At 63.3% G+C, this 15994-nt stretch carries 16 protein-coding genes and 1 pseudogene; 13 read left to right on the top strand and 4 right to left on the bottom strand.

The window, feature by feature from the left end:
• The 4 genes from AC57B6_RS17950 to AC57B6_RS17935 all read left to right on the top strand — a co-directional run bounded on the left by AC57B6_RS17950 (position 1) and on the right by AC57B6_RS17935 (position 3438).
• Positions 1-966: a 2-hydroxyacid dehydrogenase gene (locus AC57B6_RS17950; RefSeq protein WP_028196725.1), complete on the top strand. Its 966-nt coding sequence runs from the start codon at positions 1-3 to the stop codon at positions 964-966.
• Positions 963-2096, top strand: coding sequence for a LacI family DNA-binding transcriptional regulator (locus AC57B6_RS17945; RefSeq protein WP_496421809.1), 1134 nt, complete (start codon positions 963-965; stop codon positions 2094-2096). The genes AC57B6_RS17950 and AC57B6_RS17945 overlap by 4 nt, the downstream gene beginning before the upstream one ends.
• 60 nt (positions 2097-2156) lie before the next feature.
• Positions 2157-2966 carry a YhfC family intramembrane metalloprotease gene (locus AC57B6_RS17940; RefSeq protein ID WP_216752769.1) on the top strand — a complete coding sequence of 270 codons (810 nt, stop codon included), beginning with the start codon at positions 2157-2159 and terminating at the stop codon, positions 2964-2966.
• Between the two features lie 103 nt (positions 2967-3069).
• The gene (locus AC57B6_RS17935) at positions 3070-3438 is read left to right on the top strand and encodes a DUF3022 domain-containing protein (RefSeq protein WP_042275001.1); all 369 of its coding nucleotides are present in this window, start codon (positions 3070-3072) and stop codon (positions 3436-3438) included.
• An 84-nt stretch (positions 3439-3522) separates the two neighbouring features.
• On the opposite strand, the gene AC57B6_RS17930 is transcribed toward AC57B6_RS17935, so the two are convergent.
• Positions 3523-3960: a PGDYG domain-containing protein gene (locus AC57B6_RS17930; RefSeq protein ID WP_444516515.1), complete on the bottom strand. Its 438-nt coding sequence runs from the start codon at positions 3958-3960 to the stop codon at positions 3523-3525.
• Positions 3961-4219: 259 nt separating this feature from the next.
• Positions 4220-4708 carry a Spy/CpxP family protein refolding chaperone gene (locus AC57B6_RS17925; RefSeq protein ID WP_028196720.1) on the bottom strand — a complete coding sequence of 163 codons (489 nt, stop codon included), beginning with the start codon at positions 4706-4708 and terminating at the stop codon, positions 4220-4222.
• Positions 4709-4895: 187 nt separating this feature from the next.
• On the opposite strand from AC57B6_RS17925, the gene AC57B6_RS17920 reads away from it, so the two are divergent.
• The 3 genes from AC57B6_RS17920 (at position 4896) to AC57B6_RS17910 (ending at position 7671) form a co-directional block, all read left to right on the top strand.
• Entirely contained in the window at positions 4896-5780 is an 885-nt protein-coding gene (locus AC57B6_RS17920) for a LysR family transcriptional regulator (RefSeq protein WP_030103057.1), read from the top strand.
• 111 nt (positions 5781-5891) lie between these two features.
• On the top strand, positions 5892-6350 hold the full coding sequence (locus AC57B6_RS17915) for an Lrp/AsnC family transcriptional regulator (RefSeq protein ID WP_028196718.1): 459 nt from the start codon (positions 5892-5894) through the stop codon (positions 6348-6350).
• Positions 6351-6573: 223 nt separating this feature from the next.
• Complete coding sequence (locus AC57B6_RS17910) at positions 6574-7671, top strand: saccharopine dehydrogenase family protein (RefSeq protein WP_028196717.1); 1098 nt, start codon at positions 6574-6576, stop codon at positions 7669-7671.
• Positions 7672-7884: 213 nt separating this feature from the next.
• On the opposite strand, the gene AC57B6_RS17905 is transcribed toward AC57B6_RS17910, so the two are convergent.
• Both AC57B6_RS17905 and cydX read right to left on the bottom strand, forming a co-directional pair.
• Positions 7885-8502: a P-loop nucleotide/nucleoside kinase family protein gene (locus AC57B6_RS17905; RefSeq protein WP_030103059.1), complete on the bottom strand. Its 618-nt coding sequence runs from the start codon at positions 8500-8502 to the stop codon at positions 7885-7887.
• Positions 8499-8648, bottom strand: coding sequence for a cytochrome bd-I oxidase subunit CydX (gene cydX / locus AC57B6_RS17900; protein WP_279228187.1), 150 nt, complete (start codon positions 8646-8648; stop codon positions 8499-8501). Before cydX ends, AC57B6_RS17905 begins: the two co-directional genes overlap by 4 nt.
• A gap of 338 nt (positions 8649-8986) precedes the next feature.
• On the opposite strand from cydX, the gene AC57B6_RS17895 reads away from it, so the two are divergent.
• The 6 genes and pseudogenes from AC57B6_RS17895 to AC57B6_RS17870 all read left to right on the top strand — a co-directional run bounded on the left by AC57B6_RS17895 (position 8987) and on the right by AC57B6_RS17870 (position 15924).
• Positions 8987-9427, top strand: a complete 441-nt coding sequence (locus tag AC57B6_RS17895; RefSeq protein ID WP_028196714.1) for a hypothetical protein — start codon at positions 8987-8989, stop codon at positions 9425-9427.
• A 217-nt stretch (positions 9428-9644) separates the two neighbouring features.
• A complete protein-coding gene (gene corA / locus AC57B6_RS17890) occupies positions 9645-10622 on the top strand; it encodes a magnesium/cobalt transporter CorA (RefSeq protein WP_028196713.1) in 978 nt (325 codons plus the stop codon).
• A gap of 366 nt (positions 10623-10988) precedes the next feature.
• Positions 10989-11951 (top strand): sugar ABC transporter substrate-binding protein, encoded by a 963-nt coding sequence (locus AC57B6_RS17885; protein ID WP_030103060.1) that lies wholly within the window; start codon positions 10989-10991, stop codon positions 11949-11951.
• A gap of 337 nt (positions 11952-12288) precedes the next feature.
• Positions 12289-12522, top strand: a pseudogene (locus tag AC57B6_RS17880) (sugar ABC transporter ATP-binding protein); the annotation flags it as partial.
• Positions 12523-12648: 126 nt separating this feature from the next.
• Positions 12649-13692 (top strand): LacI family DNA-binding transcriptional regulator, encoded by a 1044-nt coding sequence (locus AC57B6_RS17875; RefSeq protein WP_028196711.1) that lies wholly within the window; start codon positions 12649-12651, stop codon positions 13690-13692.
• A gap of 444 nt (positions 13693-14136) precedes the next feature.
• Positions 14137-15924, top strand: coding sequence for a methyl-accepting chemotaxis protein (locus tag AC57B6_RS17870; protein ID WP_496421808.1), 1788 nt, complete (start codon positions 14137-14139; stop codon positions 15922-15924).
• Positions 15925-15994: the final 70 nt, after the last annotated feature.

Genomic DNA, 15994 nt, shown 5'->3' with positions numbered 1-15994 from the left:
ATGAAGAAGATCGTCGCATGGAAGTCGTTGCCCGAGGATGTGCTCGCGTATCTGCAGCAGCATGCGCAGGTCGTGCAGGTCGACCCTGCGCAGCACGACACGTTTGTCGCCGCGTTGAAGGATGCCGACGGCGGCATCGGTTCGAGCGTGAAAATCACGCCGGCGATGCTCGAAGGCGCGAGCCGGTTGAAGGCGTTGTCGACCATCTCGGTGGGCTATGACCAGTTCGACGTGGCCGACCTCACGCGCCGCGGCATCGTACTTGCGCATACGCCGGACGTATTGACCGAATCGACCGCCGATACGGTGTTCTCGCTGATCCTCGCATCGGCGCGGCGCGTGGTCGAACTGGCGGAGTGGGTGAAGGCGGGGCAGTGGAAGCACAGCATCGGCCCCGCCCATTTTGGCGTCGATGTGCAGGGCAAGACACTCGGTATCGTCGGGCTGGGACGGATCGGCGGCGCGGTCGCGCGGCGTGCGGCGCTCGGCTTCAATATGAAGGTGCTGTACACGAACCGCAGCGCAAATGCGCAGGCGGAACAGGCGTACGGCGCACGCCGTGTCGAGTTGGCGGAGTTGCTTGCGACCTCCGATTTCGTTTGCCTGCAGGTGCCGCTCACGCCCGAGACGAAGCACATGATCGGCGCCGCCGAACTGAAGTCGATGAAGAAGAGTGCGATCCTGATCAACGCTTCGCGCGGCGCCACGGTCGATGAACAGGCGTTGATCGAAGCCCTGCAAAACGGCACGATTCACGGCGCGGGTCTGGACGTGTTCGAGACCGAGCCGTTGCCGGCCGATTCGCCGCTGCTGAAAATGGCGAACGTGGTTGCGCTGCCGCATATCGGTTCGGCGACGCACGAGACCCGTCATGCGATGGCGCGCAATGCGGCGGAAAACCTCGTCGCGGCGCTCGCGGGTACGCTCGCGACCAACATCGTCAACCGCGACGTATTGAAGTCATGAGCACGACGCCCCTTGCCGCCACGCGCCGCGCGACGATTACCGACGTCGCGCGTGAAGCCGGCACCGGCAAGACCAGCATCTCGCGCTATCTGAATGGCGAGATGAGCGTGCTGTCGCCGGAATTGCGCGCGCGCATCGAGGCGGCCATCGAACGTCTCGACTATCAGCCGAACCAGATGGCGCGCGGCCTCAAGCGAGGCCGTAACCGTCTGATCGGCATGCTGCTCGCGGATCTGACCAACCCGTACAGCGTCGAAGTGTTGCAAGGCGTGGAAGCCGCCTGCCAGGCGCTCGGCTTGATGCCGCTGATCTGCCACGCGGCCAACGAAGTCGAAATGGAGCGGCGCTATCTGCAACTGCTCACCACGTATCGTGTGGAAGGCGTGATTGTCAACGCGCTCGGCGTGCGCGAGGAAACCCTGCGGCCGGTGGGCGGTGGGGGAATTCCGGCGGTGCTGGTCGACCGTTCGGTGGAGGGGCTAGTCGCCGATATGGTCGGGCTGGACAACTGGGCGGCCGCGGAGCTCGGTACGCGGCACCTGCTCGAGCATGGTTTCGACGATATCTGGTTTGTCGTGCAGCCCTTCGAGCAAGTCAGTTCGCGGCAACTGCGCGAGGCGGCTTTTCGCGAGGTGATGCGCGGTGTGGCTGGCAAGGACGAAGGCGGCAAGGGCGGCGCGCGTGGGCATACGCTGGTGCTGAATCTTGCCGACCCGGAAGCCGTCGAGCATGCGCTCGCCGAACTGGACCGCGCAATCGATGCGGCTGGCAGATCCGACGGGGCCGTGGCCAACGCTATCGATAACGCCATAGTTAACGCCTCAAGCAGCAGCGTCGGCAAACCCGCCCGCATCGCGTTGTTCGCGGCCAACGCGCCGGTCGCGCTGTGCCTCGCCCTCCATCTGAAAGCGCGCTATGGCGCGGATTGGCAGGCGCGCGTGGCGCTGCTGTCGATCGACGATCCCGAATGGGCCGAATTGACCGGCATCACCACGATCCGTCAGCCGACCTACGAGATCGGCTATCGCGCCGTCGAGTTCCTTCATGAGCGCATCGAAGGGGTTCAAACCACCGCGCGCGACTGTCTTCTGCCGGGCGAATTGATCGTGCGTGCGTCAACTTCGCGCTGATCTGCGATCATTCGGGCTGCGGCGCGCAGCGGGTGCGGGCCGGTCATCGCAAGGAAACTCATGGTTGTTGCACCGCTTACCCTCTCGAGCCTCACCGTTGCGACCCTGTTCGTCGCCGCTTTACCGTTCCTGATCTATCGCCGTCTGCGTCGGCCGCTCGCGCTGAAACCCCGTGACGCGATCACCGGCATCGCCATATTCGCGCTGTTCGCGATGGTGATCGAGCGCGCGCTGAACGACTACGTGCTCCATCGGAACGAAGCGACCGCCACCTTTTTATCCAATCCGCTGGCCTTCGTGGTGTATGGCGCGCTGGTGGCGGGCGTGTGCGAAGAAGTGGGGCGTTTCATTGGGATGCGTCTGTTGCTCAAGCGCGCCGCGGCGAGGTCCGCGTCTGCCGCAAACACGGGTGACGGCACCGCGCTGACCTATGGCCTCGGCCACGGTGGCGCGGAGGCCTGGCTGGTCGGCGTGCTGGTGCAGATTCAGTGGATCCTGTTCGCTATTTTCGAAAATCGCGGCGAACTGGACGGTTATCTGAGCAATCTGCCGACCGACTCGGTGATGCGCATCCACCTGATCCTCGCCAGCCTGACGCCGCAGACGGCGGGCATTTTCGCGCTCGAACGAGTGGCTGCGCTGGTGTTCCAGATCGGTTTGTCGGTGCTGATGTGGCGCGGCCTGCAGGCGGGCTGGCGTGGCATCCTGCCGCTCGCGATTCTGTTGCATGCGTTGGTCGACGTGCCGGCTGCATTGTTCCAGGCGCAACTCGTGCCGCTCGCCGCCGTGGACGGGGTGTACGCGCTGGGGGCGCTGATTGTCGCGGGCCTGCTGTTCAGAGTGTTCCGCCGCCCGGCGGTTGCCGTGTGAGGCAGCTTGCGTGAGGCGGCTGTTACACACTCCCTTCGCGATTCATTAACTTCCGGCGTACCCTTGCGGTACGCCGTTCAGGCTCATCCTTTCGGCACATCTCATGGAAGAAGCTTACCAATACGACTGCGCGAATCCCGAGTTCGAGGAATTGGCGCGCGTCATCAGCGATCTGTTTCCGGAGCAGACACAGTTCATCCAGCGTGCGGGCGAAGACGGCACGCCGACCCTGGCGATTCACTGGGTTGCCATGCGTTTCGGCGCAACTGCGCGCCGCATCGTGATGACCGTGGTGATTGCACCGACGGCGCTGGCGCGTTATCGCGCGTTGCCGGCACGGCTGCGTGGCCGGAGTTTCGCCGTGTTGCGGGCGTATGTCGAAGCGAGCCTCGGCTCGCTCGAAGAACAGTATGCGAACGGCGAAGCGGTGGCGCGCGATGTGACGGTGGATCTCGGCGACGAGTTTGCCTGAAATGGTCGACTCAAGTCGCTCGGATCATGCGCCGGCGGGCGGCCCCGAGTGCGCGAGGCTTGCCGCGCTCAGTTTGCCGCAAACTCAATCGGCGAGCCGATAGACCTTCGCGAAGCGTGCGGCCTGCACCACACCGTAATCACCCGGCGCGTATTGCATGATCCAGTCTCCGGCGGCGCCGTGCAGCACATCGCCCCCGCTTGCCGAACGGGCTAGCGAAAACGCTTCGTTCATCTGTTTAGCCAGCACGACGGCCGGCCGGTTGCGGTATGCGCCTGGTTCGCCGTGGGCGAGGGCGGCGTCTTGCGGCAGGTACTTGGCATCGAAGCGGTCGCGCGAGACGACCCAGCGCTCGCCGGTCGAGCCGGTAATCAGCGCGTCGCCCGGAGCGTAGCGGTTCGGACCTTCGAGGCTCATCAGTTCGCCTTCGGCAGCGGCGAACTCGACGCTCACGGTTTCGTTCTTGACGACGCGTTGGGCGTCGGCATCGTTATTCAGATCGAGATTTTTGAGTTCGGTCATCAAGCGAATGAGTGTAGAGAGATTGACAGCCGCGCCGGGACTTTGCGTCTCGACGCCACTTACTCGCAATCATGCCAGATGCGTTTGAAGATCGGCTTCTTTTGCCGTCGGGAGCGGCCGGGCTGTTCTCGAAGGCGAAAGAACTGAGCGCACGGCGCGCAAACACGCGCCGTGCGCTCCCAGCCTCGCCTGCGGTGAAGCTGCTCAGCGACGTTGCTCAGTGACGTTGCTCAATGAAGCGCTGAGGGCTTCACAAGCCTCACTCAGCCGCCGCCGGCGCCTTTTTGGCACCCTTGCCATGGTGACGGCCGCCGCTTTCAGGGCCGCCCTGGTGGAACGTCGCGTCGGCCAGCTTCTTCTGTTCCGGCGAGAAGCTGTTGTACAGCGGATCGAACGCGTCGACCAGTTTCTTCATGCCGTCAGCATGGGCTTGGGCGATCGTCGCATATTGCTTCATGTCGTCGAGCGCGGACAGGTTCGTGGCGGCCTTGCGCTGCTGGAACAACTGCCCCATCGTCTGGCCGTTGTTGCGCATCACGTCGGCGAAAGCGTTCCACTGCGTTTCCTGCTCCGGCGTGATCTTCAGCTTGGTGTGCAGGAACGTGATGCGGTCTTCGACATTGCGCTCGTGGCCGGCTTTTGCGGCGGGTGCCGAGGCGCTGGCCGGCGCCGAAGCCGGCGCGGAAGTTTGTGCGAATGCGCCGCTCATGGCGACTGCGGTGGCCAGCATTACGAGTGCTTTTTTCATCGAAACTCCTGATGTCTGTTCGAATTGGGACCAGGCGAGCATGGCGAGCGGCCTAACGTGCATCGGCATGGCGACGCAAGGCGACCGGCTGCCCACTTCGCCGTCGCCGCTATTAGTATCACGATATCCCTACACTGCGGTTGCAGTGCGACAAACGCTTACAACCGAAACGAACAGGAAATAGCGGGTGGACAAATTCGTCAGCATGGAAATCTTCGTCGCGGTGGTCGAAGCGGGCAGTCTTACAGCAGCGGCCGAACGATTTAACATTTCGTCGGCAATGGTGGGCAAGCACATCCGCTCGCTTGAAACGCGGCTTGCGACGCGGCTGCTGACGCGCACCACGCGCCGTCAGAGTCTGACGGAAATCGGCCGGCACTATTACGAGCAGTGCCGGCGCATTCTGGCGGACGTCAAGGAGGCGGAGTCCGCGGCCGAGGCAATGGCAGCCGCGCCGCGCGGGGTGCTGAAGGTGACGGTGCCGTTGACCTACGGCGTGGAAGTCTTCGCGCCGGCGATGACCGACTACCTGAGCGCCTGGCCAGACGTGAGCCTTGAACTGGATTTGTCGAATCGCGTGATCGATCTGGTGGAGGAGGGCTTCGACGCTTCGGTGCGAATCGGTCATTTGCCGGATTCCAGTTTCGTCGCGCGGCCGTTGAAGCCTTACCGGATGCGCGCCTGCGCTTCGCCGGCCTATCTGGCGCGAGCCGGCATACCGCGCACGCCGGCCGACCTGACGCGGCACGAATGTCTGGGCTTTCTGCATTGGGGCCGCGAGGGCCTGTGGCGGCTGGGTGGCGAGAGCGCGGACGAAAACCAGTTGCGGGCCGGACGGTTCCGGGCCAACAACGGCCAGGCGCTCAAGGTGGCCGCCTTGCGCGGCTTCGGGCTGGTGTTGCAGCCGGAGGCGCTGCTCGCGAGAGAGATCGCCAGCGGCGAACTGGTGTCGGTGCTGGAGGACTATTTGCCCGAGGGTGCGCCCGTTCACCTGGTCTATCCGCGTGATCGCCGTGCCACGCCGAAGCTCACCAGCTTCATCGACTTCGTGATCGAGCGATTCGGCGTGTGATCTTTCGCGGTTCTTCGGCCTGCCGTCCGATGCTCGATGCTCGAGGCCTGATCCCCGATGCCCACAATACGCGCGATAATCCGCTCCACGCCTGACCAACTTTAGCCTCCGATGAGACCTCCGCGCCTCGACCAACTCGACGAACTCGACCGCAGCCTCGTGGCGGCGCTGCAAGCCAACGCCCGTGAAAGCGTCGCCAATCTCGCGCGCCAGCTGGATGTGGCGCGTACCACCGTGATCGCCCGCATCGCTCGGCTCGAACGCAGCAATGTGATCGGCGGCTATAGCGTGCGGCTCGGCCAGGATGTGCTCGACTCGAGCATTCAGGCCTACGTCGGCATCATCATCGCGCCGAAGTACGGACCTGCCGTGCAGAAGCGTCTCGGCAAGATGCCCGAGGTGCAATTGCTCTGCGCGGTGAGCGGCGAGTTCGATTATGTCGCGTGGCTGCGCGCCGATTCGCCCGACCGCCTCAACGATCTGCTCGATGAGATCGGTGGCCTGGAAGGCGTGGAGCGGACTACTACGTCGATCATTCTGGCGCGCAAGATTGACCGCGGCATGGTGTGATCCGCTGCCCGATTTTTACGCCGTTTTGACATGTTTTCGACATATCGACTAATTGTCTCGTCATAACGTCGAAAATCATGGTCATAGCGCAGCATTTTGCGCGTATGAACTGTTTTTGCTTCTCCCTAAACTGTGTCTCGAGGGTTCAGCCCGCCGGGCGCCGCGCCTAAGCGCAGCGCACTTCCCAAGCTGGAGACAGCAGACAGAGAATAAGGAGAAGCGCATGAAAGTAGCCATTGTTGGCGCAGGTTTGATCGGTCACACCATCGCTCATATGTTGCGCGAAACTGGCGACTACGACGTTGTCGCGTTCGACCGCGATCAACATGCGCTCGATAAGCTCGCCGCCCAGGGTATTCCGACCCGCCGCGTCGATTCCGCCGACGCCGCCGCCCTGCGTGCCGCCATTCAAGGCTTCGATACGCTCATCAACGCGCTGCCGTATTACCTCGCGGTGAACGTGGCTTCGGCCGCCAGGGGCGCGGGCGTCCATTACTTCGATCTGACCGAAGACGTGCGCGCCACTCACGCGATCCGTGAGATCGCCGACTCCGCCGATCACGCCTTCATGCCGCAGTGCGGTCTGGCGCCGGGTTTCATCGGCATCGCCGCGCATGAACTGGCGAACCGCTTCAGCGAAATCCGCGACGTCAAGATGCGCGTCGGCGCGCTGCCGGAATTCCCGACCAATGCGCTGAAATACAACCTGACGTGGAGCGTCGACGGCCTGATCAACGAGTACTGCCAGCCCTGCGAGGCGATCCGCGACAGCCGCACGCAGTGGGTGCAGCCGCTCGAAGGCCTCGAACATTTCTCGCTCGACGGCACCGAATACGAAGCCTTCAATACCTCGGGCGGTCTGGGCACGCTATGCGAAACGCTGGCGGGCCGGGTCGAGTCGCTCGACTACAAGTCGGTGCGCTATCCGGGCCACCGCAACCTGATGCAGTTCCTGCTGGAAGACCTGCGTCTGGCGAGCGACCGCGATACGCTCAAGACCATCATGCGCCGTTCGGTGCCTGCGACCGCGCAGGACGTCGTGCTGGTGTTCATCACGGTGAGCGGCATGCGCGATGGTCAACTGGTGCAGGAAGTCTTCACCCGCAAGATTTTCGCGAAGACGGTGTGCGGTGTGCCGATGAGCGCGATCCAGATCACTACGGCCGGCGCGATGTGCGCGGTGCTCGATCTGTTCCGTGAGAAGAAGCTGCCGCAAAGCGGCTTCGTGCGTCAGGAACAGGTGTCGCTGCGAGACTTCCTTGCGAACCGCTTTGGCCAGTTGTACGAAGGGCAGTCGCTGGATGCGATGGCAACGGTGTAAGCCGCGATCACCGCACCGAGATTTCAGATCAGGCTCAAAACCGGGGGCCGTGCGACACCGCGGCAGTGACTGCCGCCAGCAACGCGAGTAGCACAACCAACGCAAGCAACGAAAAACGCCTCATAGAGGGCCGCGTTATGAACGCCAACGCCCCGCATTGCGGGGCGTTGTGCGTTTGAAACGCCGGTATTAACCGGGCTGCTGCACCGGCCGCTACACAGGTAACGGCGGCATCCCCGACGACACATGCGGCTCGCCCACCAGCTGTGCGAGCAATGCTTCGTAATCCGCGCGGGTGGGCGCGGTGTTGTCGAACATCAACAGGTCGTCGCAAATCTCGCCGCTCGGCACGAAGCGGCGCTGCCGATATTCGTCCCAATGCGCGAGTTTGTAGGCATCGTTCGGATTGCCGCGCTCGACGATACGCTGATGGGCAGTCTCTTCCGATGTGGTGATCCACACTACCCGCAGTGTGACGTCCGTGCCGATGCCGAGCCAGGCGCGATCGAACAGGCGCCGCTCGCGCACTTCGCGCGACAGCGGCCCGACCACCAGCGCGCTGACACCGATCTCGAGATTGTCGCGGGCGGTGTCGAGCAGGCCGCGATACTCGGGCTCGCGCAGGTGCTGGAGGAAAAGCGGGCTGTCGCGGTCGTTCGGGTCGCCGGTCAGCATGCTCATGGCGGCTGCGCTGTAGCCGCCGAACAACGTATCTTTGTCGAGCAGGCAGAAGGGCGACGAACTTGCCTGCATGAGTGGGCCGATCAGTTTCTTCGCCAGCGTGGTTTTGCCGGTGCCTGCGTGACCGCAGAAGAAAACCAGATGCGTCACGAAGACCTGTCCTCGGGCGCAGCGGCCGGGCTGCCGGCGACTTGCGGATCACGCGCGAATTTACCGCTGGCTTCCAGCCACATCACATTGATGATGCCGAAGCCCAACGCCACGCCAATGCCGAGAATCCAGGTGAAATACCACATTGCAGTCTCCTTGATCGCAGGTCCGACGTGGCGGACGATGAAGCGTCACGCATAGCCGGTACAGAGAAGCAAACTTGAGGGCAAACAAAGGTAACACGCGGCGGATCCGAGGGTAAATCCGCAGCGCGCGGCGCCCACAGCGCCGCGCTTTGCAGCGATCATGAAGAAGAACGCGGTCTGGTGCAAGAGGGGCAAGGCGTTTTGCGCTTCGGCGCCTCAGCCAGGATCTGTGGCCAGGCGCCGCGGCTAGCGGGGCGCAATGCGCAATGCGCCTGTAACAAGAACAGCATCACGCCCAGCACGACCAATAACACGATCAGCGACCCGGGAGACCCAGCATGCCGATGCGCCAGCACTTCCACTGCAAAGCCGCGCTGCTCGCGCTGGCTGTCGCGTCGCTCGCCGGTTGCGCGTCGACTCCGGCCGAACCCGTGGCGTTCAAGGAGGTGCCGCAAACGCGCATCGTCCAGCCCGGTTACACGCAGCCCGGAACCGGGCTGGTGGCCGTGGACGTGCGGCGCGAACGTTCCCGCGACGTGATTGTCCGGTTTCGCGATGCCCTTGTGTATATCGACGGCGAACAGGTCACCGATCTGATGAACGGCGAACACGTCGTCTTCTATCTGAGCCCGGGCGTGCATCGCATCGGCGTCTCCACCCAATTCGATCCGGTCGTGGAGATGCGCTTTACGGTCACTGCGGATACGCGTTACACGAACCACGCGTCGGTCAGCTTCGGTGACGATCACCGCATCGTTTTGCGCAGGGTTGCCCGGTAGCGTGGCGCAGGGCCGTGGCGGCGCCGGCCGGCACCCGGCCGCGCCAACCCGGCCGGCGCCTGCCGCCGCTGCGCCGCGGGTTTAACAATTGGCTACATGATGTTCACGCAGAGCCCTTAACATGGCGGCTGTCGTGTATTCGTTCACGCGGATTGGCCACCGCGCCTGGGTACGGCCCCAGGCCGGCCGGTCTGCTCCGTTTTCAAGGTAATCCAACATGCTGATCAATTGCGCCGCCTATCAGGACGGCAGGAAGCTGGGCGACATCGATATCGAGAGCATCAGCGACTACGTGGCGCGACCCGAGTGCTTTGTTTGGGTCGCACTGAAAGACCCGGAGCCGGAAGAACTGGCTGTGATGCAGCACGAGTTCGGCCTGCACGAACTCGCAATCGAGGACGTGCGAAACGGCCATCAACGTCCGAAAATCGAGGAGTACGACGAGTCGCTGTTCGCCGTCATGCATACCGTGGAAATGGATGAGGCGGGCGAACTGCTGATCGGCGAGGTCGACGTGTTCGTGGGGCACAACTATGTGCTGTCGGTGCGCCGCGGCACGCGCGCCGGGTTCCAGAACGTTCGCGCCCGTTGCGAGCGCGAGCCGCAACTGCTCAAGGAGGGTTCGGCGTTCGTGTTGTACGCACTGGCCGACGACATCGTCGATCGCTATTTTCCGATCGTCGAGGCCATGAACACGGAGATCGAAGCACTCGAAGACCGCATCTTCGAACGCAATAATTCGGCGGCCTCGCGGGCGATCATCGAGGATCTGTACTCGTTGAAACGCCGTCTCGTCATCTTGCAGCACCATATTGCCCCCTTGCAGGAAGGGATCGGCAAGCTGACGGGCGGCCGCATTCCGAGTGTCTGCGAGGGCATGCAGGCCTATTTCCGCGACGTCTACGACCATCTCCAGCGGATCGTCAAAACCATCGACGGCCGGCGCGAAATGGTCGTGACCGCGGTGCAGGTCAATCTGGGGATGATCTCGCTTGCCGAGAGCGAAGTGACCAAGCGGCTCGGCTCGTTCGCCGCGCTGTTCGCGGTGCCGACCATGATCGCCGGCATCTACGGGATGAACTTCGAGAGCATCCCCGGGCTGCACAGCAAGTACGGCTATCCGATCTGCCTCCTCGTGATGCTGGCGGTGGATGTGGTCCTGTACTGGCGTTTTCGCAAGGCCGACTGGCTTTGACAGGCGGTTGACCGGTCGTCCCGCGAGCGTTCTCGCGGGGTTCCCGCTTGCATGGTGCGCAATAAAAGTCCAGCATAGACGGCCCGCCGTCTGTGGAGTTTGCAGCCGGCGGCAAATTTGCCACGCACGGATCAAACGAGGAACCCTTGCCGACCTGCAGCCTGATGGTGGACTTAAGCGCCGCGCCGGATCGAATCCGGCGGGCGCGCCTGATCCGCGCGCGTTTCGCGTGCCGGCGCCTCGCATCACCACGAATCGTTGACAGTCCGGACCGGGCGCGCTGAGAATAGGCCTCGCAAACGTTTGCGCGAGACTAAAAAAACACGGCTCGATCGCGAGCCTCAAGAAGGTTTTCTGGAGATAGGCATGAGCCATCGCATTCGCCGCCGCTTATTGGCGGCCGCTGTTCTCGTCACCGCCACCGCCGCTTTACCGTTTTCTTCTGCTAATGCGCAAAGCGCGGCTGCCCATAAACCGAGGGTCGCGCTAGTGATGAAGTCTCTCGCGAACGAGTTTTTCCTGACCATGGAAAACGGCGCGAAGGACTATCAGAAGCACAACGCCTCCCAATTCGATCTGATCACCAACGGCATCAAGGACGAGACCGACACCGCGAACCAGATCAGGATCGTCGAGCAGATGATCGTCTCGAAAGTCGACGCGATCGTGCTGGCTCCGGCCGATTCGAAGGCGCTGGTGCCGGTGGTCAAGAAGGCCATCGACGCGGGCATCATCGTCGTGAATATCGACAACCGGCTCGACCCGGACGTGCTCAGGTCGAAGGATCTGAACGTGCCGTTTGTCGGCCCGGATAACCGCAAGGGCGCACAGAAGGTCGGCGATTACCTGGCCAAAAAGCTGAAGGCGGGCGACGAAGTGGGCATTATCGAAGGCGTGTCGACCACGACCAACGCGCAGCAACGCACCGCGGGCTTCAAGGACGCGATGCAAGCGGTCGGTGCCAAGGTCGTATCGGTGCAATCGGGCGAATGGGAAATCGACAAAGGCAACGCGGTGGCCTCCGCCATGCTCAATGAGTATCCGAATCTGAAGGCGCTCCTCGCCGGCAACGACAATATGGCGATCGGCGCGGTCTCGGCCGTCCGCGCGGCGGGCCGGCAGGGCAAGGTGCTCGTGGTCGGTTACGACAACATCAATGCGATCAGGCCGATGCTCAAGGACGGCCGCGTCCTCGCCACCGCCGACCAGTACGCGGCCAAGCAGGCCGTGTTCGGGATCGATACGGCGCTCAAGGCGATCAGCGAGCACAAGAAGCAGTCGCAGTTGTCCGGTGTGGTGGAAACGCCATGTGATTTGGTGACCCGGTAAGCATCGAGCATCGCGTACCGGAAAGTACCGCCAGCAAAGGACCACTACGTACCACTACGAAACCGGGACGACTGGATCGGGCATCGCGAGTAGCACTGCAGCAAATCGGGTGACGCGGGTTGTTCGCCCGCCCGCCGTAGCATATTGAATGCGTGGCTTGAATGCGTGGCAAAAACGTGCGAATCCGCGCCAATTCAATAAACGCTCAAGAAACCGGACGGCCCGCCGTTAATTCAGAGGTAAGCGTCACGAAGGTAATTGCACGGCGAATAGGCACTAGCGCTCACGGGCAGGAGCGGCGCCGGCAAGAGTACGCTATCCAAAATAATCGGTGGCCTTGGGGGTCCTGGAGCGTGAAGGGCGCGCTTATTGTGGTGTCGAGCGACCTGCGCGGGCTGATGCCGATCTGCGACCGGATCGGCGCGAGTTGTCCGCGGGAAGCATGACGGGTGGGTGCGGGCGCGACAAATGGTCGCAGGACGCGTTGCTGGCCGCCGCTTTTGCCGCCCGCCGCAGGCGCGCAGCGTTGCTGCATACCGTCGACACCCATGAAGCAGGGAGTCTGGCATGACCGATCGACCGGCAAGCGAGGCCGCGGGCGGCATCTCGGGCACACCTGGCGCGCGTCGATGAAGACGTCCGGTGGGTCGCCAGATGGCGTGGCCGGCGGGAACAACAGGCAGGAGAGCAACAGGTTATGGCGACGATCAAGGATGTAGCGGCCGTGGCAGGCGTGTCGTTCACTACGGTATCGCACGTGGTGAACAACTCACGGCCGGTGTCGGCCGATGTGCGCGCGAAGGTCGAACACGCGATCCGTCAGCTTCACTATGTGCCGTCGGCGGTGGCCCGCTCGCTCAAGGCGCGGGCGACGGCGACGATCGGTCTGGTGGTGCCGAACAGCACGAACCCGTATTTCGCGGAGATGGCGCGCGGTATCGAGGACGGTTGCGCGCGCAACGGCTATTGCCTGTTCTTCTGCAATTCCGACGACGATCCGGCCAAGCAGCGAAACTATCTGCGCGTGCTGCAGGAAAAGCGTATCGACGGCCTGATCGTTGCCTCCGCGGGCGACGACGCGGTGCTGGCGCAGACGCTCGCCGACGCCCGGGAGCCGCTGGTGGTGGTCGATCGCAACATCGAAGGCGTGAACGCGGATCTGGTGCAGATCGACCACGAGAAGGGCGGCTACCTCGCGACGCGTCATCTGCTCGAACTGGGGCATGTGCGAATCGGCTGCATTACCGGACCCGTGAAGACGGCGGTGAGCGCCATGCGTTTGCACGGCTTTATCCGCGCCATGACGGAGCGCGGCATCGAGATCCCAGCGGGCGCGATCGTCGAAGGCGATTTTTCGGGGATGGGTGGCCATCGCGCGGCGGGGCAACTGTTCGACACCGTGAGACCGTCGGCGATTTTTGCCGGTAACGACATGATGGGCATCGGCGCGCTGCGCGCCGCGGCGGAGCGCAACATCAGCGTGCCGCGCGATTGCTCGATCATTGGTTTCGACGATATCGAGCTGGGACGATTCACCTATCCGTCGCTTTCAACGGTGGGGCAGTCGGTTCGCGCGCTCGGCGATATGGCCGCGCAGACGCTGATCGAACGCATCGCCGGGACGGCGTCGGGCAATCCTCCGCGTGCGCCGGGCCGCCGGCGTGTCGTGTCGCCGCGTCTGATCGTGCGTGAGTCGACCGCGACATGGGCCGGCGTGGCGAGGCGCGATCTGGCCGCCTGATATCTGACACCGTGCGGGATGGCGTTGCCGGACGCGAGCCGACAGGCTTCGCGTCCAGTTTTTTGTGCCGCTCGAGTTCCGCTCGAGTTCCGTCTGATTCTGCTTGAACTCCGCTTGATCTGTGTGGCCGACTCGCGTCCAGGCTCCACTCGAACCCCCCCGCCTGTGCGCATCCGGCTCCCGGGCCAACTGAACCTGCTTTCCCGAACGTCAAAAAAACGCCGTGTGACCTTAGCCCGGACACGGCCTGTCAGTTGTTTGTAATTTCTTCCATTTGCTTACAACGTCTTTCTTCATACTATATAAATCCTTCAAGTATGCAGATCGAATGCCGTAAACCCAAATATTAAGAGCGCGGCTACAGAACAGCGCCATGCAGGCAGACGCGACACGCTACCCCGCGCTGCGCACGCAGCTTCTCATTTGCTAAGTACAGGAACAAGCATGTTGAACAAAGGCATCACGATCAAGGCGCGGATTGGCCTCACGATGGCTTTTCTTGCCGCGCTGCTGGTTGCCATCGGCGTTTTCGGTCTGTTCGGGATGAGTCGTTCGAACGACGCTTATCGGGACACTTTCACTAACGCCATGCCGAGCGCCGTCGATATCGGCAACGCCGAGCTGTATGCGGCACGCGAGCGGCTGGCGCTCGACCGGGCGGCGTTCATGATGGGCACGCCGGAGGTGGCGCAGACGATCGAGCGGGCGCGTACGATGCGCGCGACGTCCGACACGTGGTGGAAAAAATACATGGACTTGCCGCGCGACGCTGAAGAAGACCGTCTCGCGCAGGACGTGGTCGCAAGGCGCGAGGCGCTGCATCAGCAACTGGACACGTTTGTGACGATCCTCACGGCGAACGACCAGGGCAAGTTGGTCGAGAGCGCCAAACGCATTCAGGCGTCGTACAACGAACTCGCCAGCGCCGATGACGCGCTGCGCAAGTTCCAGTTCACGCTGGCGAAGCAGGGTTACGACTCGGCGCAAGGCAATTTCGAAGTGTTCCGCATGGTGAGCATCGCGGCGCTGCTGATCGGCGTGATCGCCGCCGCGCTGTCCTACCTGACGCTGAGCCGCGCGATTGCCCGTCCGCTCGACGCAGCCCTCGGACATTTCGACGCCATCTCCGCCGGCGATCTGCGCCGCCCGGTCGTGGTCACCTCACGTGACGAAATGGGGCAGTTGCTCGAAGGCATCGCCAAAATGCAGCGTAATCTCACCGAAACGGTGCGCACGGTACGCAGTGGTAGTGAATCGATCGCGACCGCCACGCGTCAGATCGCGGCCGGCAATATCGACCTGTCCTCACGTACGGAAGAGCAGGCCTCGGCGCTGCAGGAAACCGCGTCGAGCATGGAAGAGCTGACCGGCACCGTCAAGCAGAACGCCGACAACGCCCGCCAGGCGAGCTCGCTGGCGGCCAACGCGTCCGAGATCGCGAATAAGGGCAGCGCGGTGGTCGGCCAGGTGGTCGGCACGATGGGCGACATCAATCAGAGTTCGGCGAAGATCGCCGACATCATTTCGATCATCGAAGGGATTGCGTTCCAGACCAACATCCTGGCCCTGAATGCGGCCGTGGAAGCGGCGCGGGCCGGCGAAGAAGGGCGCGGATTCGCGGTGGTGGCGGGCGAGGTGCGCAGCCTTGCACAACGTTCCTCGGCGGCGGCCAAGGAAATCAAGGAGCTGATCGATACCTCGGTGGAGCGCGTGCAGTCCGGCTCCGCGCTGGTCGACGAAGCGGGCCGCACTATGACCGAGATCATCGGTGCGGTGCAGCGTGTGACCGACATCATGGGCGAGATCGCCGCGGCTTCGGAAGAGCAAAGCAGCGGCATCGATCAGGTGGCGCGCGCGGTCACCCAGATGGATGAGGTGACGCAGCAGAATGCCGCGCTGGTCGAAGAGGCGGCTGCGGCGGCTTCCTCGCTCGAAGATCAGGCCGGCAAGCTGCGTGCCGCGGTCGCGGTGTTCCAGCTCGAAGAAGGCGGTTACAAGGCGCCCGTGAGCGCGGCGCCGAAGCGTACGGCTGCGCCGGTTCGCGCGACGGCGCCACGCAAGGTGTCACAAGCCGCGTTGCAACCGGTGTCGCACCCGTCATCACAAGCGGCTGCGCAGTCCACTGCGGCCGCACGAGCACCCGCCGCACCCGCGGCAGCGGCTGCACCCATGAAGACGCCGGCCAAGGCGATGGCGAGCGCCGGCAGCGATCAGGATTGGGAAACGTTCTGATCGGCGCTGCCGCTGTGCCGCAACATTCGTTCCTGATGAAGCAGTAGACAGAACCATGCTCGAGCGGATC

The organism is Paraburkholderia sp. BGA-UO-ETr-F12 (assembly GCF_059567945.1).
The sequence above is the reverse complement of the archived record's forward strand: the minus strand, read 5'-3'. Positions and strand labels throughout refer to the sequence as shown.